Raw genomic sequence first — 25578 nt, 5'->3', positions numbered from 1 at the left:
ATCTGCACATTTACCCTTATCTTTGCAGCCTTAAATTATTACCTATGCTTAAAGGATTTTTTAACGTTCCGGCACCTGTAAATGAGGCGGTTTTAAACTACGGCCCGCGCAGTGTGGAACGCGCAGCGCTTAAAGCGGCCCTCGCCGAGGCCCGCGCCCAGCAACTGGATATACCTATGTACATTGGCGCGGATGAAGTGCGCACCGGTAAACTGGTGGAGCTTCGCCCGCCGCATGATCATCAGCACCTGTTGGGCGTTTTTCACTACGGAGACAAGACTCACGTTACCGCCGCTATTGATGCAGCCCTTGCCGCTAAAGCCGACTGGGAGAACCTGCCATGGGAGCAACGTGCAGCCATATTTTTAAAAGCAGCAGAGCTGATAGCCGGTCCGTACCGCTATAAACTAAACGCCGCCACCATGCTTGGCCAAAGCAAAAATGCTTACCAGGCGGAGATAGATTCTGCCTGCGAACTGATAGACTTTTTGCGCTTCAATGTGCAGTACATGACGGAGATCTACGCCCAGCAACCACCCGTTTCGGGCAAAGGCGTTTGGAACCGTTTAGAGCAGCGCCCTTTGGAAGGCTTTGTTTTCGCGCTTACGCCGTTCAATTTTACGGCTATTGCGGGTAACCTGCCTGCCAGTGCCGCCATGATGGGTAACGTTGTGGTTTGGAAACCTGCCGATACACAGGTGTACGCTGCCAACGTTATCATGCAGATATTTAAAGAAGCCGGCGTACCCGATGGTGTGATCAATTTGATCTACGCCGACGGCCCTGAAGTGGGCGAGGTAGTATTTAACCACCCCGATTTTGCGGGTATCCACTTTACGGGTTCTACCAAAGTCTTCCAGCACATTTGGCAAACTATTGGCACCAACATCCATAAATACAAAACTTACCCGCGTATAGTAGGGGAAACCGGCGGTAAAGATTTTGTGCTGGCTCACCCCAGCGCCAATGCCGATGCGGTTGCCGTTGCACTGATGCGTGGCGCGTTTGAATACCAGGGACAAAAATGTTCGGCAGCATCGCGTGCTTATATCCCCGCCAGCCTTTGGCCTGCGGTAAAAGAGCACATGGTGCGCGAAATGGCCACCTTTAAAATGGGCCCTACCGAAGATTTTGAGAATTTTGTAAACGCAGTGATCAGCGAAGTAAGCTTTGATAAACTGGCTAAATATATCGACGCTGCCAAGAAAGACGATGGCGTTGAGATCATCGCCGGCGGCAAATACGATAAAACTAAGGGCTGGTTTGTAGAGCCGACCGTACTCCAAGTGCAGGACCCACACTACGTGACCATGTGCGAAGAACTCTTCGGCCCGGTGCTTACCATTTACGTTTACGAGGATGCTAAATGGGACGAAACGCTGAGCATCATTGATAAAACATCTATCTACGCCTTAACCGGCGCGGTATTATCGCAAGACCGCTACGCCATTGCCGATGCTACCTACAAGCTGCGCAACGCGGCAGGTAACTTCTACATTAACGATAAGCCAACCGGTGCTGTAGTGGGCCAGCAGCCATTCGGCGGTGCCCGCGGAAGCGGTACTAATGATAAGGCAGGCTCGATGATCAACCTGCTGCGCTGGGTATCGCCGCGAACCATCAAGGAAACCTTTGATTCGCCTACGGATTACAGGTACCCTTTTTTAACACCAGAGCGCTAACCCGAGCCCCCCAACCCCCTGAAGGGGGAGCTTTTGAACTGTATAGTGAAGCCCAAATTCCAAAAGAGTTAGGGCTTTTTCTATTATGGGTTCTCGACGGATTCGGGCCCGAAGATGTCTTTACTCCAGCCGCGGAACTCGTAGTACCTGCCTTTTGGTTCGCCTGTCCACCCGTTGATGCCTTTGTTGGGGAGTACAACACCATGTATATAAATTACAGGCAGTATGGCCAGCCCCAAAATCGCGAAAGCATAAACCCGGCCTATATAAACGGAGATGGCGATCATTATAGCCATGGTTATGATATACTTGAGCAACTTGCGCCACTTTGGACTGCGTTCCTCAAAATGGCCAAAGTAAATATGTCCAAGCAAAAAAAAGATAGTTACAACGCCTACTTCTACCCATAAAGTGTCTGTATTCCACATAATTATTGTTGGTTTGGTAGCATAAAGATAACTTACTAAAAACAAAGAGCGCAATTAATCTGAACTGATATAACCCCTTAAGGGCTTTGAATTTCCCTTTAGCACAATTTATATTTTTGCTTAAATTTTAAGTATTTTTATAAAAAGAAAATGAAGAAAATATATTTATTGTTGAGTGTTTTAATTATGATTATGTGCGAAAACGCGAGGAGTCAATATAAATTAAGCCACGGTTCACTCGTTATAGGCATCTCCAATAAAGATGATTTGGTTATAACTGCCGATAAAAGAACATCAACAGATTGCCAATTTACTGATACAGATACTAAATTATTTAAAATTGATAAATATAATGCGTTTTCTATCACAGGGAATGGTCAAATCGTAACTAACAAGAATTTGTCTTTTCTCTCTGATATAATTATTTCGGATTACTATAAAACACATGTTGTTGATTATAGCATTGATTCATTGAGATTATTATGCCGCAGATTAAATGCAGAAGCCAAGGCTTTTTGGATTAATAATGAAGCTTTAACATACCTACTCAATAATTTGAAATTTACCTGTGTTTTTTATAGCTATAATAAGTTGGATGAAAGGTTTGAGATTTATGGATTACAACTGTTTTATAAACTAGTTAATGGACAACCCGGTTTCGATATAAAAATGCAAACTGAAAAGGGGCCGAAAAATTTATTTTTTGCCTCTGGAGAACTTGTTATAATAGACGATGTCGCACAAAATAATAAAACAGATTTATCTAAGGAAGTTAGTAATTTCTTAAAAGAAGCAACTGTTAATAAGAAACTTTTAGAAACAGCGAGAATAAAACTTATAAGTTATGGTAAACAAATTGTAGCTGCAACCAGTTCAAAATTAGAAACAATGGGGCCGTGTCTTAATACTGTTAGTATAATTACCGATACCGCAGTGATCAATAAAGAACAAGGGTTTATTTGGCTTTGACAATATACTCAGCTTTCACCTTTTTCTATTTCTCGAACCTAAACACCTCGTCCATTTTGGAGTTGTTGTTGGCGCTTACCTTCATATCGGTAATAATACCTGTAGCAAGGCTGTACACCCATCCGTGTACGCTTAGTTCTTGCCCGTTTTGCCAGGCGTTTTGTACAATGGAGGTTTTGCAGAGGTTGTTTACGTTCTCTATCACGTTGAGTTCTACCAGGCGGTCGCCGCGCTTGCCTTCGTCGGTAATGGCATCCAGCTCCTGGGCGTGTACGCGGTACACATCTTTTATATGGCGCAGCCAGTTATCAATAATACCAAATTGCTTATTGGTCATGGATGCCAGCACGCCGCCGCAGCCGTAATGGCCGGTTACAATTACGTGCCTTACCTGCAGTACATTTACGGCGTAATCCAGCACGCTCAGCATATTCATATCCGTGTGAATCACCATATTAGCGATGTTGCGGTGTACAAATATCTCGCCCGGCCTGGTATGGGTGATCTGGTTGGCGGGTACGCGGCTATCCGCGCAGCCTATCCACAAAACGGGCGGCTTTTGTCCGTTGGCCAGGGTGGTAAAGTAATCAGGGTCTTCCTGCAGGGTTTCTTCAATAAAAAGGCGGTTACCTTCCAGCAGGCTTTCGTAGGTTATATGGCTGGTATCGTGTATGGGATTGGTGGTTTTTGCGCACATGGTATAATAGGTTTTATGATGTTTTTGATGCTTTGTTTCGCGAAAATAAGCGCAACACTTTATGCAGTGCCAGCGGCGAAAGATCGTAATACAAAATTGTTAAAAGTATTGCAGGTATAAAATAAAATATAGCAAAATCGTACAAATCGAAAAGGTAACCGCCGGCCAGGCAGCCAAAAAAGTAAAAGCCCAGCACCGTAGTGCGGATGTACACTTTGTGGCGGGTAGCTTCGGTTACGTTTTTTTTGGCGTGCATCCAGTCGGCAATATCGCCGCCCAGGTCGGTAAACAACCCTGTAAGGTGCGAGGATTTGATCAACCCGCCCGAGATGGTGGAAACCAGGCTATTCTGCAAGCCCATGGCGAATAGGATGGCTGCGATCACCACCTCTCTCTCCGTTTGGGTTTCCTTATAAAAATTGTGCCCGTAAATGGCCACGAACAGCAGGATAACGGTCTCGATAATAATAGGGATGGAATGTGCTTTGTAATAGCTCTTGCTTTCGTAGCTGCGCACAATATAGGTGGCCAAAAACGCCCCCGAAAAGAACATGGCCAGCCAGATAGCGAAGATGATGATCTCCCCGAAATTCTGCTCAACCATGTGCCTGGCCAAATTGGCCACATGCCCGGTTATGTTGGACGTGAACGCTAAAAACGCCACTACGCCCGCCACATTGGTAATGCCCGATACTACCGCCGTAGAAGAGGCGAGCAACAGGTTTCCACGGAGGGTACGGTCGGCTTTTGATTCGCGCAGCATAAGGGGGCTTATGAATGTTTATATCGTATAAACATATGAAATTATACTGAAGTAGATGTGCAAATGTGCAGATTTCAGATGAAGCTTCTGCTCGTTGTTCTGTTGTGCATTGTTAGGTGCGAGGTGGGGTTTTCGCTAAGCCTGTGGATGTTCATTTCTTTTGACACCAAAAGAAACGAACCAAAGAAAAGTGCCGGCCACGTTACGTTCTGTGAAAGTTAGTGGTTGTTCAGTGCTTGTGCGATCCGAACGTTCCTGATGCCGGTTTTTAGGGGCTTCGTTGGGCTCACTTAAACATTTTTCTTTTTGAGGTTCAGCAACTCAGCTTCGGGCGAAAGCGGGCAGAACGTGGTGGGCTGTGCGACGGGAAGGGCATAGCAATGCTTGCAGAAGCGGGGCCTGTGGGGCGAAGCAAGGGGCAAGATTTTGCAGCCCGTGGTTCTGCCGGGTTTGCGGGGCAAGGCCTGTGTGGCAAAGAAGCCTAATTGCTGAAAGCACTTTTGTTACTTTTGGTGCATCAAAAGTAAAAGCCTCCCGCGGCGAATGAGCGGGCCGATGATTTCATTTTGCACTAAGTACCTAAAAGAATCCTCAATGCAATATCTTAAACATCAATTCCTTCATCAAACCACCGGGGCCGGTGTTTGATTCTACTCCTTTGCTTTTCAGATCGTACTCGCGCAGGTAGCTGATCACCTGGAAGGTTTTGCCCAGGCTGTAGCCGCGTGCCGCCTGTTCGTAATCTTTTACAAAGTATGGGCTCACGCCAAGCTCGCGCGCAAGGCTCTGCGGCGACTTATCCTTAATATAATGATAAGCCAACACCTTGCTGAAAAAGTTGTTCAGATTGCCTAAAACCAGCACTATGGGGTTAGCCTTGGGGTTGGCCTCAAAGTAGTTTACGATCTGGTTCACTTTATAAGCGTCTTTTTTGGTCAATGCCGATTGCAGCTCGAAAACGTTGTATTCCTTGCTGATGCCGATATTATCCTGGATGTGCTTTAAAGTGATCTCTTCGCCGGCGCTAACATTCAGCATCAGCTTATCCAGTTCGTTTGCTATTTTGGAGAGGTCGTTACCCAGGTATTCCGAAAGCATGGCTGATGCCTGTCCGTTGATCCTGTATTTCTTTTCGGTAATATAACCCTCTATCCAGGCGGGGATCTTGCTGTCGTATAAGGTTGCCGATTCAAATATCAGCCCGTTCTTATCTATGGCCTTATATGTTTTTTTGCGCTTATCAAACTTGCCGTATTTGTAACAGAAAACCAATATGGTGCTTGGCAGCGGGTTTTCCAGGTAGGCGAGGAGCGGATTGATGTGTTTTTTGTCCTCATCATCGCGTCCCCATTTCATATCCTGCGCCTCTTTTACCATTACTACCTGGTAATCACTCATCATGGGGTAGCGCTTGGCCGCGTTGATAGCCGTCATCACATCAGTATCCTTTCCATACAGCACGGTTTGGTTAAAACCCTTCTCGGCATCCGACAGTACTTTGTGCTCAATGTAGTTGCTCACCAGGTCGATAAAATAAGGCTCCTCCCCGTGCAACAGGTACAGTGGCTTAAATTTGCGGGCCTTAAGGTCTTTTATGATTTCGGGAGCAGTCATTTCAAGTAAAAAGTCAAAAGTAAAAACTGCGAAGCACTCTTGAGCACCAAAACGAAAATAATAAGCGAAAAACTCAAAAGTAAAAAGTTCCCTATTGTGGATAATAAAACTATTGCTGAGAATATGCCTATACAGGTTTTTGAATTTTGAATTTTTACTTTTGACTTAATAATGGATTTGCTACTCCCGCTCAATCTTCCGCCATACCCTTTTAAGCTTACCGATGATAACGGGCAGCTGAGCGTGTTTGATGAACTGCGGAAACGAAAGATCATCCTCACACCCGAGGAATGGGTGCGCCAGCATTTTGTGCAATACCTTATCAAGCAAAAGCTTTACCCAAAATCGCTCATCAAGCTGGAAGGCGGGTTGAAACTGCACGGGATGGCCAAACGGTCAGATATCGTAGTGTACAATTCATCGGGGCAGAAAATTTTATTGGTGGAGTGCAAAGCGCCATCGGTAGCTATTAGCCAGGCTACGTTCGACCAGGCCGCGCGCTATAATATGGTGCACAAAGTAAAGTTGCTCGTAGTGACCAACGGATTGCAGCATTACTATTGCAGCATAGATTTTGAGCAGGAAAGTTATCGCTTTTTAGAGGAATTGCCGTCGTATAAAGAATTGTAGCTATGCGGTTTTCCCCACCAGGTTCTGGATCTTCTCCATCAGTTCATCCGGTTTAAAAGGCTTGGCCACATAATCGTTCATGCCGGCACTGGTTACCTGGTCCTTAATATCAAACAGGGCGGATGCGGTAAGCGCGATGATAGGGATATTGGCTTTAGCAGGGTCGGGCATTTTGCGGATCTCGATGGTGGCGTCAAAACCGTTCATGATCGGCATCTGCAAGTCCATCAAAATAACGTCGAAGTTTCCGTATTGCATAATTTCTACCGCACGCTCCCCGTTTTCGGCAATGGTAGGTACTATCTGCCATTTGGAGAACAGCTTTTTCATCAGCATCACATTCACTGGATTATCCTCGGCTATGAGCACGCGCAGGTTGGCCGAGCCAAAAATATCCGTTTCAGGAGCCGATTGGATCTGTTTCTGTTTTTGTACAGGCGCTGCCGCAACCTCAGTAGATACCGGGAACTCCATGTTAAACGAGAACTCCGAACCCCGGTTAACCACACTGTGTACGTGCATTTGTAAACCCTGCAGCTCCAGCAGGCGCTTAACAATGGCAAGGCCTAAACCAGTGCCACCATATTGGCGGGTGGTGGTGATAGATTCCTGCGTAAACGGTTCGAAGATGCTCTCAAGATTTTCTTTTTTGATACCTATACCGGTGTCCTTTACCGAGAAGCTTACGGTGATGTTGTTGTGGCGGTCTTCTATACAGGTTACCCGCACCCCCACGCTGCCCGCAGCAGTAAATTTAATGGCGTTGCTGGTAAGGTTAAAAATGATCTGAGTTAGGCGGGTTGGGTCGCCAAAGATCACCTTGCGCCTTAACGCGCTGTCAATATCAAGCTTGAACAGCAGACCTTTTTCTTCGGCCTTGATGATCTGCCCGCCGCAGATGTTATGCAGCAGATCTACGAGGTTGAATTTTATTTTTTCGAATACGATCTTACCCGATTCTATCTTATTAAAATCGAGTACGTCGTTCACAATGGCAAGCAGGTTGTTAGCTGAAAATTTCAGAATCTCCAGATTCTCGCCCTGATCCGGCCGCGGATTGTTCATCATCAGCAGGTTACTCATACCAATAACGGCGTTAAGCGGCGTTCGGATCTCGTGCGACATGGTGGACAAAAACTCCGACTGCACCTGCGAAGATTTCTCGGCTTTCTCTATCGCTCTTTCAAATTTGATATTGAGGGCGGCCTGCTCTTCACTGGTATCTTTGAGTTCTTTTATGTTCTTTAAAAAGGCGGTATAAAAGTGACTATGAATAAATATGATGAGTATGAAATTGGCGAACACCCCTATAATAATAGTGGCCTGATCTACCTTCTCGGGCTTAAAATCGATATAATAGTTATGATCATAAACCATTACCAGGAAGAGTAGTACCGGCAGCAAATTCAGCAGCGAATAGAACATTCCCCAATTTTGGCCCAGCATATAAAAGCTAAAAACCACTACCAGGATGATGATCTGTATCACGATGATGTTAACATCCTGCATGATCACAAACACGGTAGAAAGGTTTACTATAGTACCCACTATGAGTAGGATGTGCGATATATTGCGCCAGTGCGGCTTAAAGGTGAGGTACTTAAATAGCGCCGCTACGCAAAACATCAATATACCCGATGTTGCCGTAAGCAAAGGCAGCCCCTGCAAATAAACGCTTAAAAATAAAGCGCCAAGCGCCACAAAAATGAGCAGGAAGCCATAATAAAGTAAGCGGATACGCGCCTGATCGAGGATCGACAGGTCTCGTGAAAGTATTTTATAAATTGAGAAGTTAAAAAAATCCACTTTATACTTTACGCCGTTAGTTTATTAAAATCCAAAAAAAATATTGCGTTTAATACACACAATAAATTACATATAGGTTTAACAGCCTAAAATATATACAATTAGCAAGCCAAGCTTCTCAGGTTGTCGTCTACCGTTTTTAATTTCGATTCTGCATCCGCTTTCTTCTTCAGCTCATTATCTATAATATCGGGTTTTGCATTCGCCATAAAACGTTCGTTACCCAATTTTGCACTAACCGATTTTAAAAATCCCAGGAGATATTCCTGCTCTTTTTTCAGGCGCTCACATTCTGCCGCTACATCAATTTCTATATTCAAAGCGATGTAGAATTCATCGGTACCGGCAATGAAATTTACCGCACCGCCAAGCGCTTCGTTAACCAGGCTCACATCGTTAATATTCCCCAAAGGTTTAATGATGGGTTGATATTTAACGTAATCGATAGCCGAGTTTACTTTTACCGCGAGCGGAAGAGTCTCTTTTGGCGATAATTGCTTGGCGTTCCGTACGTTACGAACCTGGGTGACAACCTGCTGGATAATTTCAATCTCCGAAACCAGTCGGGAATTAATTTCCCCAATTGCGGGTAACTGTGCCACAATACAGCAATCGAGTTCACCTCTCTCGCCAAACAGTTCATCATGCCATAGCTCCTCGGTAAGGAAGGGCATAAACGGATGGAGTACTTTTAGGATGTTTTGGAAAAAATTGATGGTAGCCGCATAGGTTTCTGCATCGATGCTTTGTTTTTCGGCACCCGGTTTGTAAACGGGCTTCACCATCTCCAGGTACCAGGCGCAGTAATCGTCCCAAACCAGCTTGTAGGTGGCCATTAAAGCTTCAGACAAACGGTATTGTTTAAAGTCGTCCTCTATCTGCGCAAGCGCCTGGTTAAAGCGGCTATCAAACCATTCGATGGCTATCTGGTTGGTGTTGGTAAGGCTCTCATCAACCGCCCAGCCCTGGATCAGTTTAAAGGCGTTCCATATTTTATTAGCGAAGTTTCGGCCCTGTTCGCAATAGCTTTCGTCGAACATAAGGTCGTTACCCGCAGGCGAGCAAAGCAGCATGCCTACGCGTACGCCATCCGCGCCGTATTTGCCCATCAGTTCTATTGGGTCGGGAGAATTGCCTAATTGCTTCGACATTTTACGGCCCTGTTTATCCCGTACAATACCGGTTAAGTATACATTGCTGAACGGCTTTTGTCCGCGCAGCTCATGGCCCGACATGATCATCCTGGCTACCCAGAAGAACAGGATCTCGGGAGCGGTAACCAAATCGTTGGTAGGGTAGTAGTAGTTTATTTCAGCATTATCCGGGTTGCGTACACCATCAAAAACGGATATCGGCCACAGGCCCGATGAGAACCAGGTATCCAGTACATCGTCTTCCTGCCTTAAATCAGCAGTGGTGAGTTGTGGGTTTTGAGTTTTGAGTTTAGCTTCATCCAATGCTTCCTCAATGGTTTTGGCAACCACATATTCGCCGTTTGGCAGGTAGTACGCCGGTATCTGCTGGCCCCACCACAATTGACGACTGATGTTCCAGTCGCGCACGTTCTCCATCCAATGGCGGTAGGTATTGATGAACTTTTCGGGGATGAGTTTTACTTCTCCGTTCAAAACATAATCAAGTGCGGGTTTCGCCATCTCCTGCATTTTGCAGAACCATTGCATCGAAAGTTTCGGTTCGATAACCGCGTTGGTACGTTCGCTAAAGCCTATCTGTGAGGTATAATCCTCTGTTTTGGCTAATGCGCCGGCTTCCTCCAGCAATACCGCGATCTTTTTACGGGCGGCGAAGCGGTCTTCTCCAACCAGGATCTGTGCTTTCTCGTTCAGGGTGCCATCATCATTTAAAATATCAATGATAGGCAGGTTATGTTTTTGGCCAAGAGCATAATCGTTCAGATCATGTGCCGGGGTAACCTTTAAGCAGCCGGTACCAAAATCCATGGTAACATAGTCGTCCAGTATCACCGGGATCTCGCGATTGATAAGCGGGATGAATACGCTTTTGCCATGCAGGTGCAGGTAGCGCTCATCGTTAGGGTTTACGCATATTGCCGCATCCGCCATAATGGTTTCGGGGCGGGTGGTGGCTATGGTTAAGTAAGTTGAAGGTTCAAAGTTCAAAGTTGAAAGTTGTTCTCCACGATCATGTGTACCGCCAATTTCTAACTTTTGACTTTTAACTTTCGACTTTTGACTTATCCGATACTTAATATAATAAAGCTTTTGGTTTACCTCTTTACGGTTTACTTCTTCGTCGCTTACGGCGGTTTTGCTTTGCGGGTCCCAGTTAACCATGCGTACGCCGCGGTATATAAGCCCCTGTTTGTGCAGGCGAACAAAATAGTCTATAACCGCCTCGCTCATGTCATCATCCATGGTGAACTTAGTGCGTTCCCAATCGCACGATGCGCCGAGTTTCTTCAGTTGTTCCAGTATAATGCCGCCGTATTTTTCTTTCCACTCCCAGGCGTACTTTAAAAACTCCTCGCGGGTAAGGTCTTTTTTATTGATGCCGCGCTCTTTTAACATAGCCACAACTTTGGCTTCGGTAGCGATGCTGGCGTGATCCGTACCCGGCACCCAGCAAGCGTTCTTACCCTTCATGCGGGCACGGCGGATGAGTACATCCTGTATGGTATTGTTTAACATATGCCCCATGTGCAGCACGCCGGTAACGTTTGGCGGAGGGATCACAATAGTGTAAGGCTCGCGCTCATCGGGCACCGAGCGGAAAAAATTGTGTTGCAACCAGTAACTGTACCACTTTTCTTCGGCTTCTTTTGGGGAATATGTTTTAGCAATGATCATAGCCCGCAAAAATAACTATTTGCACCAAATTGTTAAGCCCTAATGCATATTGAGTTTTGCGGCACGGTAATGGCTCTATTAAGAAACAGTATTTATAAGCTTCCGGTGCAATAATATAAAAGCCAGGCAGTTTATAGGTTATATCACAGCACAGATATGAAAACAATTCCATTAAATCGTTTCCTGGCAGCTATGCTTAAATTATCGCGGTTATCGGTGGTGATTAAGTGGTTTAATAAGTAGGGGACCGGGACTCTCTGATCTTACAATTAAAGCTTTGAGATAATCTTTACTATACGTATCTTCGACTACTAAATCACACGTGTAATGACTACGAAACTTACGCTAACGATGGAAGATACGGTAATTGATTCCGCTAAGAAATATGCCCGTGAAAATGGGAAAAGCCTTTCTGACATCGTAGAAAATTACTTAAAATCCATAGCCACTCAGGAAGAAACAATTGCTGAATTGTCTCCAAAGGTGACCCGCTTGATGGGGATACTTAAAGTGCTCGAAGATTTTGATTATAAAAAGGAACTTGGGGATGCCTTGGCTGAAAAATATAAGTAAGCCGGATGAAGCACGTTTTTATGGATACGAATGTGGTGATAGATTTTCTAACAAATCGACAGCCGTTTGCATTGGATGCTGCAAAGCTTTTTGATATGGCTGTTAAAGAGAAGATAAAAATATATATTTCGGCTCTTTCTTACGGCAATATCCACTACGTTGTAAAACGATCTTTCGGTAACAATATGGCAATCTCGTTATTAAATGAGTTGGCTGAAATGACCGAAATAGTAGATGTAACTAAATCTATTATCCGGCAATCTTTAAAAACCGACTTTAAAGATTATGAAGACGCCATCCAATATTATTGTGCCCTTAGTATAAAAGATATTAGTTTAATAATAACACGGGATACTAACGACTTTAAAAAAAGCACGTTATCCGTATTGACACCTTTTGAAGCAATAGCCTCTATTAAGTCAGATTAAACAGACCTCAACGTATTTAGCGCCGAATATGCAATGTCATTTTCAGGGTATTCGTTCAATATTTCCTCATATAATTTCTTCGCTTCGGCTCCTTTTTGTGTTTGCGTATAACAAAATGCAATGTTGCACAGCCCCATTTCGCGATAGCATTTTTTTGACGCGCTGAGGAGCGTTATAGGTCGGTACTTATCAATCCAGGAATTACGTGTGAAAAAATCAACACTTTTTTGAAAAGTTCGGATAGCCCCATCATATTCTCTTGATTTTAAAAGCGCAACTCCTTTACGGTGATCGTATGCAATTACACCTCTTAAAAAGTATACTATAAAATAATATACAACAATTGCATAAATCATCCCGAATGTTTCATCCTGGGTGGAGAATAGGTAAAATAAAGCTACAAGGAAAGCTATCTGTGGGATCATATACCACCATATTCGTTGTGTGCGATTGAAAGGGACGCCTGGAGCCATGTTTGAGGTTTAGTTTGGCTAGAAGTAGCAATAAATCCTGATTGATAAAGTCCCCCAATCTTTACCCTCCTCCAACATTTCCTCCTCCAAACCTTTCGCCCGAAACATTATCTTTGCGGCCAATATACGCTATGATAGTTAACCAGTTTTATGATAAGGGGCTTGCCCATGCATCGTACGCCATTATACGCAATGGCCGCATGGTGGTGATAGACCCGGCCCGCGACCCGCAGCCTTACTACGATTTTGCTAAAATACACAGCGCCGATATTTTGGGCGTGATAGAAACGCACCCCCATGCCGATTTTGTGAGCTCTCACCTGGAGATCCACCAAACCACCGGCGCGGTTATCTACGTAAGCAAGCTGGCAGGCGGTACTTTCCCACACGAGACCTTCGACGATGGCGACGTGATAAAATTGGACGATATAAAACTAAAAGCCATCAACACCCCCGGCCACTCGCCCGATTCTATCTGCATTTTGCTGGAAGATGAAAAAGGAAAGGATTGCGCCATATTTACCGGCGATACCCTGTTTGCCGGCGATGTAGGTCGTCCCGATTTGCGCGAGACTGCCGGTAACATCACCGCCAAAAAAGAGGAACTTGCCCGCGATATGTATCATAGCACCCGCGAAAAACTGATGGTATTACCTGCCGATGTTACCGTTTACCCGGCACATGGCCCCGGTTCGCTTTGCGGTAAAAGCATGAGCCCCGACCTGCAGACCACCATTGGCAAAGAGTTGCGCGAGAATTACGCCCTGCAACTGATGGACGAGCTGAAATTTGTGCAAACCCTAATGGCCGATCAGCCGTTTATGCCCAAATACTTTGGCTATGATGTAGAACTCAACAAAACCGGCGCGCCAAACTTTGCCGAGAGTATTAACAATGTTGTTAAGGCCGATAGCCAGATAGAATTAGAGAAAGGTGTATTGGTAGTTGATGCCCGTCCAAGCGAATTGTATCGCAAGGGGCACGTTAAAAACAGCATCAACCTGCAGGATGGCGAGAAGTTTGAGACCTGGCTGGGTTCGGTTATTGCCCCCAACGAGGAATTTTACCTTATTGGTGCGACAGATGCCGATTTGGATACCCTGATAAAAAAAGCAGCCAAAATTGGCTACGAAAAAAATATAAAGGCAGCTTTGCTTACGCCGGATAGTGCGACCGTTAAATCCCCGGTGATCAATCTGGCTGAATTTAAAGCGCATACCGATAGTTTTACCATTATAGATGCACGCAACTGGGCGGAGATAAATGTAGGCAAGCTGTTTAATGATGCGCTTACTATCCCTTTGCCCGAGTTAAGGGAGCGGGTTAGCGAAATTCCTGCCGACAAGCCCATCGTGGTACATTGCGCGGCTGGTTATCGCTCGGCAGCTGCTGCTGGTATTATCTCGGCCAAAATAAAAGCAGTCCCGGTTTATGACCTCAGCGAAGCGGTGAAAGAGTGGATTTAGTAGCGCATGGGTAATGGTTCATAGATCACAGGGAGCTCCATAAACTATCATCTGTGCACTGCTAACTTTTTCTATGAACTATGAACTATGATCCATCAACTATTTACTATCATTGCATCCGAAGAATATGTCGGACGACGCAGTTGTAAAAAGGATAAAGGTTATTGTTAAGGAGCATGGCGGTCAGCTTGCACTGGCAAACGCTATTGGGGTAGACCAGGGCTTCATCAGCAAGGTGATCAACAAAAAGCAGGACATCAGCTACTACCTTATCCGCAAGCTTTGTTTTCAGCTTAAATACTCACCCGAATGGCTCATCCTCGGCACCGGCGAAAAAAACATCCACAAACCCGAATCTGCCAAACTCATTACCGAAATTCAAATGCTCCGCACCGAAGTGGACATCCTCCACGCCCGTATGCGCGCCTACGAACTGGAATTGCAGGAAATTAAGCAAGGCGCTCCGCAGCAGAAAGCGGGGTAGTAACGCTTTAACAAGCTCAAAAAATGGGCTCGTGCGATTCCCTACCGACGGGAATAGTCCATAAGACACTATTAAACAGTATTCGGTTTCTTAATTAAAGGCTTGAAAATCATGGTGCTATTATTGAAAAATATGTTAACCCTACATGTTTTCAATCAGTTGATTGTCAAATAGTTAAAAAATAAAAATTGAAATTGTGTTAAGCTATGTTAACCCTCCCGTTGGGAGGAATCGTGCAAGGACTTGGCTTTCACGATTCCTATTTTAGCATCTTATTCAAATCGCCGTAAGGGATAATCCCGTTAGCAAAATCAAATGTGCCGGTGTTTTTAATTTCGGAGGCTGCATTTATGAAAGCCCCATAAGCTGCACGTGCTAAGGAGGAGCCGAGGCTCACGCGTTTTACACCCAGGTCTTCCAGTTGGTTAAGCGAGAAACTTGGGCCAGATAACCCCATCACCACGTTAACCGGCTTAGGCGAAACGGCTTTCACAACAACTGCAATATCTTCTGCAGATTTTAACCCCGGCGCAAAAAGCACATCTGCACCTGCTTCGGCGTAAGCTTCGAGGCGTTTAATGGTATCCTTTAATTCGATAACTCCATGGATCAAATTCTCGGCTCTTGCGGTCAGCATAAACGGAAAATCTAAACTCCTGGCTGCCTTAACCGCGGCGCGGATGCGTTCTACGGATAATTCAAAAGGATATATCGGCGAGCCAGACTTACCCGTTGAATCCTCTATGGAACCGCCAACAACGCCCGCCTTTGCAGCAAGCAGGATAGACTGGGCGCAGCCTTCGGGATCGTCGGAATAACCGTTCTCCAGGTCGGCAGAAACGGGGAGGTTCACAGCCGCGCTGATCGCCATACTATTGTTCAAAGCTTCTTGTAGGGTTACCATACCTTCGCCATCGGGCTTTGCTAAGGAATAAGCGAGCCCCGCGCTGGTGGTAGCAAGCGCCTCAAACCCTAAACTTGCCAGCACCTTAGCCGACCCTGCATCCCATGGATTGGGGATGGCAAATATGCCGCTGCGCTGATGCAGGGCTTTAAAGGTTTCTGCTTTATGGTGTAGGGTGTAATTTCCCATAGTGATTTGAACTTTTGTAGTTAATCCCTCCCTCGGGAGGGTAGGGAGGGGTTAATGAACTATGCATCAAGAATTAAATAATTAACCATCTAATACCTCCAATGGAAAATCTTTCGGAAGTTTAATGGAACTGTCTTTCTTTATAAGCCGGAGAATAATTTCTTCAATACCCCGCATCACATTTAGCATATTATATTTTACCTCAGCCTCACTAAAGCGGATAAATGTTACTCCTAAACTTTCCAACTTTTGCTGCCTAATCTCGTCTTTGTGAAAAGCTTCTTCATGATTATGAGATAGGCCGTCAATCTCAATGGCTAACATTAACGCTTTGCAAAAGAAATCAACAATGTAATTATCAATGCAACGCTGCCTGTCGAAATCAAAGCCCCATAATTTATCATCTTTTAACTCGTTCCACAGCAGCACTTCGCCGTAAGTCATTTCGTTCCGCAATTTGCGGGCTAATGCTTTTAAGCTTGGGTTGTATGGAATTATTTTGGCCATTACTGCGCATCCGTTTAGATTAATATTCGTTACTTATCGCTTGGTTAACCCCTCCCTGCCTTTGCGCACAAATCCATCCCACCCCTCCCGAGGGAGGGATAAACTGCAACAAAACAGTCAAACTTTCACCCTTACAACGGAATATTCCCGTGCTTCTTCTTCGGGTTATTCACCACTTTATTCTCTAGCATTTTAAAGGCATGAATGAGTTTAATGCGGGTTTCGGCTGGTTCAATTACCTCGTCGATAAAGCCACGCTCGGCGGCGCGGTAGGGGTTGGCGAAGATCTCGGCATATTGCTGTTCTTTTTCGCGCCATTTAGCATCGGGGTCTTCGGCGGTGGTTATTTCACGTTTAAAGATGATCTCGGCGGCACCTTTGGCACCCATCACGGCAATTTCGGCTGTTGGCCAGGCAAAGTTCATATCGGCACCGATGTGTTTAGAGTTCATTACATCATAAGCGCCACCGTAAGCCTTGCGGGTAATTACCGTAATACGCGGCACGGTTGCTTCGCAGAATGCAAAAAGCAATTTGGCGCCGTTGGTGATAATGGCGTTCCACTCCTGGTCGGTACCCGGTAAAAAGCCGGGTACATCTTCGAACACCAGTAGCGGAATATTAAAACTATCGCAAAAACGGACAAAGCGAGCCGCCTTTTGGGAGGAATGGATATCCAGCACCCCGGCTAAAAATGCTGGCTGATTGGCAACAATCCCAATGCTGCGACCTGCCAGCCGGCCAAAGCCAACAACAATGTTCTCAGCAAAATCTTTATGAACTTCTAAAAACGATGCGCCATCTATTACTTCTTCAATCACCTCTCGGATATCGTAAGGCTGGGAATTATTTTCGGGCAGTAAGGTGGTTAATGCGGGGCGGCTTTCGTTGCCGGTTTCGTAGGGCAGGGAAGGGGCGCGGTCCTCGCAATTTTGAGGCATATAGCTTAGTAGTTTCTTCACATGCTGTATGGCGTCTATCTCGTTTGTACAGGCGAAATGGGTTACGCCGCTTTTAGTCGCGTGGGTATTTGCGCCGCCAAGCTCTTCTGATGTAACTACCTCGTGCGTTACTGTTTTTACCACGTTGGGGCCGGTTACAAACATATAGCTGGTATGCTCTACCATTAAAATAAAATCGGTAATGGCAGGGGAGTATACCGCGCCGCCAGCGCAAGGGCCCATAATGGCCGATATTTGCGGCACAACGCCGCTGGCCATGGTGTTGCGGTAAAATATATCGGCGTAGCCACCTAACGATACCACCCCCTCCTGGATGCGGGCACCGCCGGAATCGTTAAGGCCGACAACCGGTGCGCCGTTTTTCATCGCCAGATCCATTATCTTACAGATCTTTTCGGCATGAGTTTCTGATAATGAGCCGCCGAAAACGGTGAAGTCCTGCGAAAAAACATATACCAACCGGCCATTAACGGTACCGTAACCGGTAACCACACCATCACCGGGATACTTCTCTTTTTCCATCCCGAAATCGGTAGAACGGTGCGAAACCAGCATCCCGATCTCCTGGAAACTGCCATCATCCAATAAAAAGTGAAGGCGCTCGCGTGCGGTTAGTTTGCCCTTTTTATGTTGGCTTTCTATACGGGCGTGGCCGCCACCTTCGAGCGCTTTTTGGCGCTTTTGCTGTAGTATCTCTAACTTTTTATTCACTATCCCGGTTTATTAGGTACAGCGCTAAAATTAGTAATTAAATTGTAAGATTGTAATTACACTGTTTTTGGTTTACAGATTTTACTATATTTGCCGACGCATGAAAGCAAGAAATTTAAAAATTTCGGTAGTGGTTTTGTTTATGAGCATCTTTGTTGCAAAGATGGTTATATCCATTGCACCTGCTTTTTTATGCCTCGATAATAAAGCGGTGAACGCGGTTATTATGCAGCTGGAGCACGAATCGAAAACCGAAAAAGAGGATCCTGAGAAGGACGCTTTTAAAGAGAAAAAGATCTTCGATGAAAACTACTTGCACTTTGTGGTTTACAAAACTTTTATAGTTGAAACCAACGTACTGCACAACCAGGAACATTCGCTCTACACGCAGGTTTACCACCCGGTAGTACCTACCCCACCTCCCAACGCATAACACCTTTTAGCCGGTTCAAATTACACTGAACCGGGTAGCCAGCCGTACAATTTTGTTTACGGTTGAAGCAGCATGCTTGGTCGTGTTTTATCATGGCTCTGGCACCCGGCTGTTGGTCCCCAAATTCATTCTAAAAAAAACTGTTATGCAAATTAATCAAGGAGGCATCGCCGGCGGCGATCTCAACCTGAAAAAGTATTTCCTGTCTAAAAATCTTAAAAAAGATCTGCCCGCAAGTGTAGTGGTGTTCCTGGTAGCACTGCCCCTATGTTTGGGTATTGCGCTGGCATCCGGCGCGCCGCTTTTCGCGGGGATATTAACCGGTATTATTGGTGGTATTGTGGTTGGTATCTTCAGCGGTTCGCAACTGAGCGTTGCCGGGCCGGCTGCGGGTTTAACTGTTATTGTATTAAACGCTATCACCAAGCTTGGCTCCTACGAAACGTTTTTATTGGCGGTGATGATAGCCGGGGCGCTGCAGATACTGCTGGGTATTATAAAGGCCGGCACCATTGCCAATTACTTCCCGTCCCCTGTTATAGAAGGGATGCTTGCCGCTATAGGTATTATCCTCATCATGAAGCAATTTCCGCACGCCGTTGGCTATGACAAGGATTTTGAAGGCGATGAAGGCTTTAGTGAAGCAGGAGAAGGCAACAACACCTTTAGCGGTATTATGAGCGCGCTCGGCAAGATCAATTACGGGGCCGTTATTATAGCAGGAGTGTCCTTAGTAATATTGATCTACTGGCCAAAAATTAAAAAAGTGGCCATGGTGCCTGCCCCATTATTGGTGGTGCTTGCAGGTATTGCGCTAAGCGCTTTATTTGCCGGGACAGGGTTAGCATTGCAGGAAAAACAGATGGTTAACTTACCGATGGTGAATAACAGCGGAGAATTTTTCGCGCTGTTTAAAAGCCCGAATTTTGGCGCCATAACAAATAAAGAAGTTTGGATAACAGCCTTTACCATTGCCGTGGTAGCGAGTTTAGAAACGCTGCTAAGCCTGGAGGCTGTAGATAAAATAGACCCAATAAAGAGAATATCACCTACGAACCGCGAGCTGGTTGCTCAGGGGGCTGGCAATTTAGTGAGCGGTTTGCTTGGTGGTTTACCTATGACGGCGGTTATCGTGCGTTCATCTGCTAACGTAAATGCAGGTGCACGTACCAAAGTAAGTGCAGTTTTTCATGGGCTGATGCTGCTCTTATCCCTGTTGTTTATCCCTAAATTGATTAACCAGATACCCTTATCGTGTTTGGCCGCTATCCTGTTAATGACGGGTTACAAACTGGCGCGCATCGGGCTGTTTAAGCACATGTGGCACAAGGGGCTCGATCAGTTTATCCCCTTTGTGGTTACCATTGTAGCTGTAGTATTTACCGATTTACTGATAGGCGTAGGGATAGGCATGATGGTGGGTATATTTTATATACTGCGTACCAATTTACGTAACCCATATTTTTACCAGATAACCACTAAAGGCGATAAGAAAACCATCACCCTGAGGCTTGCAGAAGAGGTATCGTTCCTCAACAAAGCAGCCATACAGGTAACGCTTACCAGCTTACCAAAAGGCAGCGATGTGATCATCGATGGTTCTAACTCCCGCTTTATAGACCCGGATGTACTGGAGATCATCCACAATTACAAGCACAATGCCTATACCAAGGGCATCATTGTACAACTTATCGATGTTAAGGATAAGTATGACGTACCGCCATTAAAAGAATTAGTTTATAAACTCTAAAAGAAATTTACCATGTCGACCATAGAAGATAAAAAAAACAACAACGGCCAGAACGGCCAAAGCAACAAAACGGCTATTGATGTAAAACAGATATCGCTGGCGCAAAAAAGCAGCTACGAAAAGCTGATAGCTAACAACGCCCAATGGGTGGAAAAACGCATCAGCGAGGATCCGGAATATTTTAAAAACCTGGCAAAAGGCCAAAGCCCCGAAGTGCTGTGGATAGGCTGCTCAGACAGCCGCGTACCGGCAAACGAAGTTACGGGCACTAAACCGGGCGAAGTATTTGTACACCGTAACATTGCCAATGTGTGCAATCACTCGGATATGAACATGCTGAGCGTGCTTGATTACGCGGTTAACGTATTGAAAGTGAAGCACGTTATAGTCGCCGGCCATTATGGCTGTGGTGGCGTTGCCGCCGCGCTTACTAATAAGCAATTTGGCATTATTGATAACTGGCTGCGCCATATTAAAGATGTGTACCGCCTGCACAGCCACGAGCTGGACCGTATAACAGATGAAACGCAAAAGGTTAACCGCCTGGTTGAGCTTAACGTAAGCGAGCAGGTTTATAACCTGTGCAAAACATCCATTGTGCAGAATGCCTGGATGGAACGCCACGACCTGGAGGTACATGGCTGGGTGATAGACCTAGGTAGCGGCCTTGTAAAAGACTTAAAAGTGACCAGCAGCAGCCCGCATAACCTGGGTTATGTATACGAACTGAACGGTGTAGAAGCCATAGCTGCGCACTAAAATACTCATGTTGAGATGAGGTTTAAATTAGCCCCGGTTTGCAGGTTTGCAGCCGGGGTTTTTTATTGGTGAATGTTGGCTGCCCTGTTTATGTGGTATTTGCGTAAATATGTTAGCCCGCTATTTAGTTTACTGCGGCATTTTATCATATTTGCCTGGTAAATTATAGCGCATTATCATGAATCATTGGTTGGTAAAATCAGAACCATTTAAATATAGCTGGGATAAATTCAACAAAGAGGGCCGCACTTTTTGGGATGGCGTACGCAATTACCAGGCGCGCAACAACCTGAGGCTAATGGCAATAGGCGACCTGGTGATGTGGTACCACAGTAACGAGGGTAAAGAAATTGTGGGCATTGCCCGCGTGGTAAAAGAAGCCTACCAGGACCCCACAACCGAAGACCCAAACTGGGTAGTGGTTGACCTTGAGCCCGTAGAAAGCCTCAAACGCGCCGTAACCCTCGAAGAAATAAAAGCCGATGAGCGCCTCAAAGATATTGGCTTGGTACGCCAGGGCCGCCTATCAGTAATGGGCGTTAAACGCGAAGAATTTGACAGGATACTGGAACTGGCAAATAATTAAGCTCCAAAAACTTGCGTTTTTTATCACTAAAAGGGGTGAAAACGCGCCTTTTCGCTCAATTTTTTTTGGCGAATTTACAAGCCGAGGTTTTGATAGATGCCCAGATTTTCATCGTCGAAGCAAATAAAGATCACATCTTCTATTTGATGGTTTTCTGCCAGGAAATTCTCAACGGTTGCTACCGCGATCTCTGCCGCTCGCTGTTTTGGGAAACGGTAAACGCCCGTGCTGATATTGGGGAAGGCGATGGTTTTTATCCCATTCTCTACAGCCAATTTTAAACTGTTGGTATAACAGCCGGCCAATTGCTCTTCTTCTTTCAAAACGTTTTTTCCACCATTATAAACCGGGCCAACGGTATGGATAACATATTTGGCAGGCAGCTTGCCCCCGCTGGTAATAACTGCTTTGCCGGTTTTGCAGCGGCCCTGTCGGTCCACAATTTTTATGCACTCTTCAAGTATTTGCTTGCCACCCGCGCGATGGATAGCGCCATCAACTCCGCCGCCGCCCATCAGGCTGCTGTTGGCTGCATTTACAATGGCGCCTACCTGTAATTTGGTGATATCGCCCTGCTGTAGTTTTATTCTCGAATCCATAAAGCTTATAACGGTTGTCTGTCCGTACCTGTTTGTGCCGAAATTACTCCAAATACAGCAAATTCCGTTTATAATCTATTGTAAACTTATAGCGTTTTAAAATGCCGCCGCCTATGCTGCCGTCAATATTGTTATCGGCAAAGCCGCCGGTTTTGAGCATGGGAATGCGGGAGGGTACACCAGCTATTAACTGTTTGCCAATACCTATTTGTTTCAGCGTGAAGGTGCGGGCATAAATAGGCCCGCCTATGCCATAACCCGTGATGCTGGTATCTGACAGTGAATAGCGGTTTTTAATGCCTGTGCTTTCTGCATAATGGTTAAATACGGTAAGGGCGGTGCGGTCGCCGGTATCCATTATCAGGGTGGCGGGTTTCCCATCTATAGTGGCTTTTAGTTTTGGGATATGGTAATACATACTAAAATGTATACCGTTTGTGCCGGCATAGGAGCTGTAAAAGTTTACCGTGTGGTTAGGATAATCAAATTGTACGATATAGCCCTTCATGAAATTATAGCCGATAGCACCGTCGAGGTAGGGCAGGTGCAGTTTATTTTTGATTTCGGAAAGATCTACCACGTTAAAATCTCCTTTGAGTATAGTAGCCTTACCAATGCGGGTGGTATCCACGGTAGTTTCCCAGGAGGGCATCCGTTTAGCACCGGCGCCGCTTGTGGTGCTTTCATTTTCGAGGTTGAGATGTAAAGCCTTTGCTGATGTAACGTCTATAACATCTGTAGCACCACAATCCAGGATGAAATGCAGGGTTTTATTTTGAATTTTCACCTCGATGAAGGGGCGGTTATCTACCAGGGTAAACGGGATGGAAAATTGCAGTTTGTTTTGCGCAGTGGCGATATTGCAGCAGGCAAAAAGTAAGGCAAAGGCAAGCAGGCAGGTGTTTTTCATCATCCGGTTTTTTATTTGGATGGATGAGCAGGGTGAAAGTTACAAAAGCCTCACCTAAATCCTCTCCAAAGGAGAGGACGTTAAAATGATCCTCTAACCCTCTTTACCGAAGGTAGAGAGGGTCGACCAGCGTAGCGTTGTCGGGGTGAGTAAAAGGGGACATGCCGTGCTTACTTCTTCTGCGCAGCGAAAAACAGCGCTTTCAGTTCTGTAGCATCATCCGGTTTCATTTTACCACCTAAGATCAGCCTGAGCTGGCGGCGGCGGAGCGCGCCTTCGTAAAGTTCTACCTCGTCTTCGGTTTCGGGGAGCAGTTCGGGCACCTGTACTTTGCCGCCTTCTTTATCCAGCGCTACAAAGGTGTAGTAAGCCTCGTTGCTTTTATGGCGGGTACCTTGCGGGATGTTCTCAGCATATACATCCATCCTTACCTCTACTGAGGTGGTGAACGCACGGGTAACCTTAGCCTCTATGGTGATCACATCGCCCAGTTTTATGGGGTGATGAAAGGAAACGTTATCTACCGACGCGGTCACCACTACGCGGTTGCAATGCTTTTGCGCGGATATGGCGGCCGCTATATCCATCCAGTGCAGCAAGCGCCCACCCATTAAATTATTGAGGGTGTTGGTATCGTTGGGCAATACCAGCTCGTTCATGATGGTGAATGATTCTTTAGGCGCTTTTCCGTTCATACTGCAAAGATAGTTTTTAAGGGGAAATTAGCACACTGCCAATCTGTTGTAGAGACGCGATACTTCGCGTCTTAATGAATATTTGCTGACGCAGAGTTTGTCGCCGTCCTAAGGGAGGCGCAAAGTATCGCGTTTATACGGAAAGGCTTACGGCCGCACCGTCCGTAACAAACTGTAACCCACCAACTCCTCCCAACGGGCACCGGCGGGGCGGGCGTATACCAGTAGCTGGTACTCGTTCTCGGTTTCAAAGTAATTACCTTCCAGCGCGGTGTAATCGGGTTGTTTAGTGGCGTTGCTCACCCAAACGTACATATAATCATAAACGCCTTGTTTTAGCAGTAGGTTGGTATAAAAACGGCCACGACTGTCAAACTGCATCCGGCTATTCGCATCAATCTTATAATCGTTAAACTGGCCAACGATGTAAGGCGTGCCTTCTGTCTCAGCCTTATTCGTTCCCACATTAAAATACATGTGCGCGTAATCCGCATCCGTGCGCGAATCACGGCCATCCTGGTTAATGGCGTAGTACTTGCCATCGTTATCATACAGTAAAGTGTAGTTGGGCAGGTTACGGTTTGGGTCGCCCAGCAGCATTACGGTGTTGGCCGTATCGCGGTAGATTCGGCCTATCCGCTCCGAATTTACCTTTAACGAACGGGTATCAAAGTGCCTGAACTCGTTCCCGCCCGCAAAATCGTTAATGTTTACATCGTTATAAACCAGCTGTGTGCCACGGATGTAGGTAGGCACATTGTTCATTTTGCCGGTTTCGGGGCGGTTGTTTTGCATCACCAGCACACGGATATCGCGGTTGGGGTTTTGCACGTTAATACCGCCGTAATCTACCGTAAAATTCAGTTTTTGGTTGGTACGCCTTGCCGCTACATTGTTTGATGTACCAATAGTGCCGCCAACGCCTACGCGACTGTTCAGCACATACATGCGGCGGGTAAGGATCATTTTATTAAGATCGCCGTCTTCATAAACCTTTAAAATATAGTTACCGGATATTTTGGGGGCGATGTTTTGATTAGGTAAGGTTAACTCGTAGTGCGTGTATTTTTGAAACGTGCCCGATGAATAAGTGTAGTTAAAAAGCCTGTCGTCCATAAAAGTTTGCAGGTACTCGGCAGGGGAGAGGTGCGAGGAGTTCCAGTTGGCATCGCAATGCTCAATGGTATAATAAAAATTACGACTGCCACCGCTCAGGTCGTCAAAGCCTAAAACAACTTTTTCCTCGCTGTTTAAGCTGATCACCGGGAAAGCCGCCGCCTGTTTATCTACTTTATAAAACTCAACGCTTTTAATCTCCGGGCGAAATACATCGTTGCCGTAAGGTGCTTGCGCGAAGGCAATAGAAAAGGTTAGCGCAGAAAGAATTAACAGGCAAAGGGCTTTTTTCATTATCACAATAATAGCACAAAAACGCGGGTGGCGGGAAAATATTTCAGTGAGCTTTCGCAGTGAGATCACTTTGTCATACCGAACGATAGCGAAGTATCTACTCGCCGACGTGCTTAGCGGTGATGCAAAGTTCGCTATCAGATCCTTCGCTATCGCTCAGTATGAAAAAAATTCACCCGCTGGCGCAACTGTCCTCGTGGCCGTTGCACAACGTATTATTTATTTGCCTGATAATTTCGTTAATATGTTGATTTTTAGTATATTAACGTCATGCAAGGCAAAAAACATTATCAAGAGAAGCTATTCACAAACTTTCAGTTGT

At 45.7% G+C, this 25578-nt stretch carries 25 protein-coding genes; 11 read left to right on the top strand and 14 right to left on the bottom strand.

What is annotated here, in order from left to right; translation table 11 throughout:
* Positions 1-44 precede the first annotated feature (44 nt).
* Complete coding sequence (gene pruA / locus ABIX36_RS14485) at positions 45-1682, top strand: L-glutamate gamma-semialdehyde dehydrogenase (RefSeq protein ID WP_348082879.1); 1638 nt, start codon at positions 45-47, stop codon at positions 1680-1682.
* An 83-nt stretch (positions 1683-1765) separates the two neighbouring features.
* Here pruA and ABIX36_RS14480 read toward each other — a convergent pair whose 3' ends face one another.
* Positions 1766-2110: a hypothetical protein gene (locus ABIX36_RS14480; RefSeq protein ID WP_348082878.1), complete on the bottom strand. Its 345-nt coding sequence runs from the start codon at positions 2108-2110 to the stop codon at positions 1766-1768.
* Positions 2111-2260: 150 nt separating this feature from the next.
* On the opposite strand from ABIX36_RS14480, the gene ABIX36_RS14475 reads away from it, so the two are divergent.
* Positions 2261-3079: a hypothetical protein gene (locus ABIX36_RS14475; RefSeq protein WP_348082877.1), complete on the top strand. Its 819-nt coding sequence runs from the start codon at positions 2261-2263 to the stop codon at positions 3077-3079.
* Between the two features lie 25 nt (positions 3080-3104).
* Here the strand turns inward: ABIX36_RS14475 and can (ABIX36_RS14470) are convergent, their stop codons facing one another.
* The 3 genes from can (ABIX36_RS14470) to holA all read right to left on the bottom strand — a co-directional run bounded on the left by can (ABIX36_RS14470) (position 3105) and on the right by holA (position 6153).
* The gene (can, locus tag ABIX36_RS14470) at positions 3105-3776 is read right to left on the bottom strand and encodes a carbonate dehydratase (RefSeq protein ID WP_348082876.1); all 672 of its coding nucleotides are present in this window, start codon (positions 3774-3776) and stop codon (positions 3105-3107) included.
* Between the two features lie 13 nt (positions 3777-3789).
* A complete protein-coding gene (locus ABIX36_RS14465; RefSeq protein ID WP_348082875.1) occupies positions 3790-4539 on the bottom strand; it encodes a YoaK family protein in 750 nt (249 codons plus the stop codon).
* A 591-nt stretch (positions 4540-5130) separates the two neighbouring features.
* Positions 5131-6153 (bottom strand): DNA polymerase III subunit delta, encoded by a 1023-nt coding sequence (gene holA / locus ABIX36_RS14460; protein ID WP_348082874.1) that lies wholly within the window; start codon positions 6151-6153, stop codon positions 5131-5133.
* 171 nt (positions 6154-6324) lie between these two features.
* On the opposite strand from holA, the gene ABIX36_RS14455 reads away from it, so the two are divergent.
* On the top strand, positions 6325-6783 hold the full coding sequence (locus tag ABIX36_RS14455) for a type I restriction enzyme HsdR N-terminal domain-containing protein (protein ID WP_348082873.1): 459 nt from the start codon (positions 6325-6327) through the stop codon (positions 6781-6783).
* Here ABIX36_RS14455 and ABIX36_RS14450 read toward each other — a convergent pair whose 3' ends face one another.
* Positions 6784-8589, bottom strand: a complete 1806-nt coding sequence (locus ABIX36_RS14450) for an ATP-binding protein (RefSeq protein WP_348082872.1) — start codon at positions 8587-8589, stop codon at positions 6784-6786.
* A gap of 101 nt (positions 8590-8690) precedes the next feature.
* Positions 8691-11417: a valine--tRNA ligase gene (locus ABIX36_RS14445; protein ID WP_348082871.1), complete on the bottom strand. Its 2727-nt coding sequence runs from the start codon at positions 11415-11417 to the stop codon at positions 8691-8693.
* Between the two features lie 327 nt (positions 11418-11744).
* Here ABIX36_RS14445 and ABIX36_RS14440 point away from each other — a divergent pair, with 327 nt between their 5' ends.
* Both ABIX36_RS14440 and ABIX36_RS14435 read left to right on the top strand, forming a co-directional pair.
* Entirely contained in the window at positions 11745-11990 is a 246-nt protein-coding gene (locus ABIX36_RS14440) for a DUF6364 family protein (protein ID WP_348082870.1), read from the top strand.
* Positions 11991-11995: 5 nt separating this feature from the next.
* Complete coding sequence (locus ABIX36_RS14435) at positions 11996-12418, top strand: PIN domain-containing protein (RefSeq protein ID WP_348082869.1); 423 nt, start codon at positions 11996-11998, stop codon at positions 12416-12418.
* On the opposite strand, the gene ABIX36_RS14430 is transcribed toward ABIX36_RS14435, so the two are convergent.
* Positions 12415-12843: a tetratricopeptide repeat protein gene (locus ABIX36_RS14430; protein ID WP_348082868.1), complete on the bottom strand. Its 429-nt coding sequence runs from the start codon at positions 12841-12843 to the stop codon at positions 12415-12417. The two genes, ABIX36_RS14435 and ABIX36_RS14430, sit on opposite strands and share 4 nt — an antisense overlap.
* A 179-nt stretch (positions 12844-13022) precedes the next feature.
* Between ABIX36_RS14430 and ABIX36_RS14425 the strand changes: the two genes are divergently transcribed.
* Positions 13023-14357, top strand: a complete 1335-nt coding sequence (locus tag ABIX36_RS14425; RefSeq protein ID WP_348082867.1) for an MBL fold metallo-hydrolase — start codon at positions 13023-13025, stop codon at positions 14355-14357.
* Between the two features lie 127 nt (positions 14358-14484).
* Positions 14485-14841 (top strand): hypothetical protein, encoded by a 357-nt coding sequence (locus ABIX36_RS14420; protein ID WP_348082866.1) that lies wholly within the window; start codon positions 14485-14487, stop codon positions 14839-14841.
* Between the two features lie 259 nt (positions 14842-15100).
* On the opposite strand, the gene ABIX36_RS14415 is transcribed toward ABIX36_RS14420, so the two are convergent.
* From ABIX36_RS14415 to ABIX36_RS14405, 3 genes are all read right to left on the bottom strand, one after another.
* The gene (locus ABIX36_RS14415) at positions 15101-15934 is read right to left on the bottom strand and encodes an isocitrate lyase/phosphoenolpyruvate mutase family protein (protein WP_348082865.1); all 834 of its coding nucleotides are present in this window, start codon (positions 15932-15934) and stop codon (positions 15101-15103) included.
* 81 nt (positions 15935-16015) lie between these two features.
* Positions 16016-16441, bottom strand: a complete 426-nt coding sequence (locus ABIX36_RS14410) for an endonuclease domain-containing protein (RefSeq protein ID WP_348082864.1) — start codon at positions 16439-16441, stop codon at positions 16016-16018.
* A gap of 131 nt (positions 16442-16572) precedes the next feature.
* The gene (locus tag ABIX36_RS14405) at positions 16573-18114 is read right to left on the bottom strand and encodes an acyl-CoA carboxylase subunit beta (RefSeq protein ID WP_348082863.1); all 1542 of its coding nucleotides are present in this window, start codon (positions 18112-18114) and stop codon (positions 16573-16575) included.
* Between the two features lie 100 nt (positions 18115-18214).
* Here ABIX36_RS14405 and ABIX36_RS14400 point away from each other — a divergent pair, with 100 nt between their 5' ends.
* From ABIX36_RS14400 to ABIX36_RS14385, 4 genes are all read left to right on the top strand, one after another.
* Positions 18215-18547: a hypothetical protein gene (locus tag ABIX36_RS14400; protein WP_348082862.1), complete on the top strand. Its 333-nt coding sequence runs from the start codon at positions 18215-18217 to the stop codon at positions 18545-18547.
* 145 nt (positions 18548-18692) lie between these two features.
* A complete protein-coding gene (locus ABIX36_RS14395; RefSeq protein ID WP_348082861.1) occupies positions 18693-20297 on the top strand; it encodes a SulP family inorganic anion transporter in 1605 nt (534 codons plus the stop codon).
* A 12-nt stretch (positions 20298-20309) separates the two neighbouring features.
* Complete coding sequence (gene can, locus ABIX36_RS14390; RefSeq protein WP_348082860.1) at positions 20310-21056, top strand: carbonate dehydratase; 747 nt, start codon at positions 20310-20312, stop codon at positions 21054-21056.
* A 178-nt stretch (positions 21057-21234) separates the two neighbouring features.
* Positions 21235-21642: an EVE domain-containing protein gene (locus tag ABIX36_RS14385; protein ID WP_348082859.1), complete on the top strand. Its 408-nt coding sequence runs from the start codon at positions 21235-21237 to the stop codon at positions 21640-21642.
* Between the two features lie 74 nt (positions 21643-21716).
* Here ABIX36_RS14385 and ABIX36_RS14380 read toward each other — a convergent pair whose 3' ends face one another.
* The 4 genes from ABIX36_RS14380 to ABIX36_RS14365 form a co-directional block, all read right to left on the bottom strand.
* Positions 21717-22241: an O-acetyl-ADP-ribose deacetylase gene (locus ABIX36_RS14380; RefSeq protein ID WP_348082858.1), complete on the bottom strand. Its 525-nt coding sequence runs from the start codon at positions 22239-22241 to the stop codon at positions 21717-21719.
* Positions 22242-22284: 43 nt separating this feature from the next.
* Positions 22285-23154: a pepsin/retropepsin-like aspartic protease family protein gene (locus ABIX36_RS14375; RefSeq protein WP_348082857.1), complete on the bottom strand. Its 870-nt coding sequence runs from the start codon at positions 23152-23154 to the stop codon at positions 22285-22287.
* Positions 23155-23321: 167 nt separating this feature from the next.
* Positions 23322-23846 (bottom strand): acyl-CoA thioesterase, encoded by a 525-nt coding sequence (locus ABIX36_RS14370; protein WP_348082856.1) that lies wholly within the window; start codon positions 23844-23846, stop codon positions 23322-23324.
* Positions 23847-23993: 147 nt separating this feature from the next.
* Complete coding sequence (locus tag ABIX36_RS14365) at positions 23994-25256, bottom strand: DUF5103 domain-containing protein (RefSeq protein ID WP_348082855.1); 1263 nt, start codon at positions 25254-25256, stop codon at positions 23994-23996.
* Positions 25257-25578 lie beyond the last annotated feature (322 nt).

The sequence above is a fragment of the Mucilaginibacter sp. genome (assembly GCF_039925265.1).
GTDB lineage: Bacteria > Bacteroidota > Bacteroidia > Sphingobacteriales > Sphingobacteriaceae > Mucilaginibacter.
Note: the sequence above shows the minus strand (reverse complement) of the source record. Positions and strands in the feature narration are given on the sequence as shown.

What these genes read in the sequence shown, in the direction of transcription:
- pruA (WP_348082879.1), top strand. Translation starts at nt 45, where the DNA reads ATGCTTAAAGGATTTTTTAACGTTCCGGCACCTGTAAATGAGGCGGTT.
- ABIX36_RS14480 (WP_348082878.1), bottom strand. Translation starts at nt 2,110, where the DNA reads ATGTGGAATACAGACACTTTATGGGTAGAAGTAGGCGTTGTAACTATC.
- ABIX36_RS14475 (WP_348082877.1), top strand. Translation starts at nt 2,261, where the DNA reads ATGAAGAAAATATATTTATTGTTGAGTGTTTTAATTATGATTATGTGC.
- can (WP_348082876.1), bottom strand. Translation starts at nt 3,776, where the DNA reads ATGTGCGCAAAAACCACCAATCCCATACACGATACCAGCCATATAACC.
- ABIX36_RS14465 (WP_348082875.1), bottom strand. Translation starts at nt 4,539, where the DNA reads ATGCTGCGCGAATCAAAAGCCGACCGTACCCTCCGTGGAAACCTGTTG.
- holA (WP_348082874.1), bottom strand. Translation starts at nt 6,153, where the DNA reads ATGACTGCTCCCGAAATCATAAAAGACCTTAAGGCCCGCAAATTTAAG.
- ABIX36_RS14455 (WP_348082873.1), top strand. Translation starts at nt 6,325, where the DNA reads ATGGATTTGCTACTCCCGCTCAATCTTCCGCCATACCCTTTTAAGCTT.
- ABIX36_RS14445 (WP_348082871.1), bottom strand. Translation starts at nt 11,417, where the DNA reads ATGATCATTGCTAAAACATATTCCCCAAAAGAAGCCGAAGAAAAGTGG.
- ABIX36_RS14440 (WP_348082870.1), top strand. Translation starts at nt 11,745, where the DNA reads ATGACTACGAAACTTACGCTAACGATGGAAGATACGGTAATTGATTCC.
- ABIX36_RS14435 (WP_348082869.1), top strand. Translation starts at nt 11,996, where the DNA reads ATGAAGCACGTTTTTATGGATACGAATGTGGTGATAGATTTTCTAACA.
- ABIX36_RS14430 (WP_348082868.1), bottom strand. Translation starts at nt 12,843, where the DNA reads ATGATCCCACAGATAGCTTTCCTTGTAGCTTTATTTTACCTATTCTCC.
- ABIX36_RS14425 (WP_348082867.1), top strand. Translation starts at nt 13,023, where the DNA reads ATGATAGTTAACCAGTTTTATGATAAGGGGCTTGCCCATGCATCGTAC.
- ABIX36_RS14420 (WP_348082866.1), top strand. Translation starts at nt 14,485, where the DNA reads ATGTCGGACGACGCAGTTGTAAAAAGGATAAAGGTTATTGTTAAGGAG.
- ABIX36_RS14415 (WP_348082865.1), bottom strand. Translation starts at nt 15,934, where the DNA reads ATGGGAAATTACACCCTACACCATAAAGCAGAAACCTTTAAAGCCCTG.
- ABIX36_RS14410 (WP_348082864.1), bottom strand. Translation starts at nt 16,441, where the DNA reads ATGGCCAAAATAATTCCATACAACCCAAGCTTAAAAGCATTAGCCCGC.
- ABIX36_RS14400 (WP_348082862.1), top strand. Translation starts at nt 18,215, where the DNA reads ATGAAAGCAAGAAATTTAAAAATTTCGGTAGTGGTTTTGTTTATGAGC.
- ABIX36_RS14395 (WP_348082861.1), top strand. Translation starts at nt 18,693, where the DNA reads ATGCAAATTAATCAAGGAGGCATCGCCGGCGGCGATCTCAACCTGAAA.
- can (WP_348082860.1), top strand. Translation starts at nt 20,310, where the DNA reads ATGTCGACCATAGAAGATAAAAAAAACAACAACGGCCAGAACGGCCAA.
- ABIX36_RS14385 (WP_348082859.1), top strand. Translation starts at nt 21,235, where the DNA reads ATGAATCATTGGTTGGTAAAATCAGAACCATTTAAATATAGCTGGGAT.
- ABIX36_RS14380 (WP_348082858.1), bottom strand. Translation starts at nt 22,241, where the DNA reads ATGGATTCGAGAATAAAACTACAGCAGGGCGATATCACCAAATTACAG.
- ABIX36_RS14375 (WP_348082857.1), bottom strand. Translation starts at nt 23,154, where the DNA reads ATGATGAAAAACACCTGCCTGCTTGCCTTTGCCTTACTTTTTGCCTGC.
- ABIX36_RS14370 (WP_348082856.1), bottom strand. Translation starts at nt 23,846, where the DNA reads ATGAACGGAAAAGCGCCTAAAGAATCATTCACCATCATGAACGAGCTG.
- ABIX36_RS14365 (WP_348082855.1), bottom strand. Translation starts at nt 25,256, where the DNA reads ATGAAAAAAGCCCTTTGCCTGTTAATTCTTTCTGCGCTAACCTTTTCT.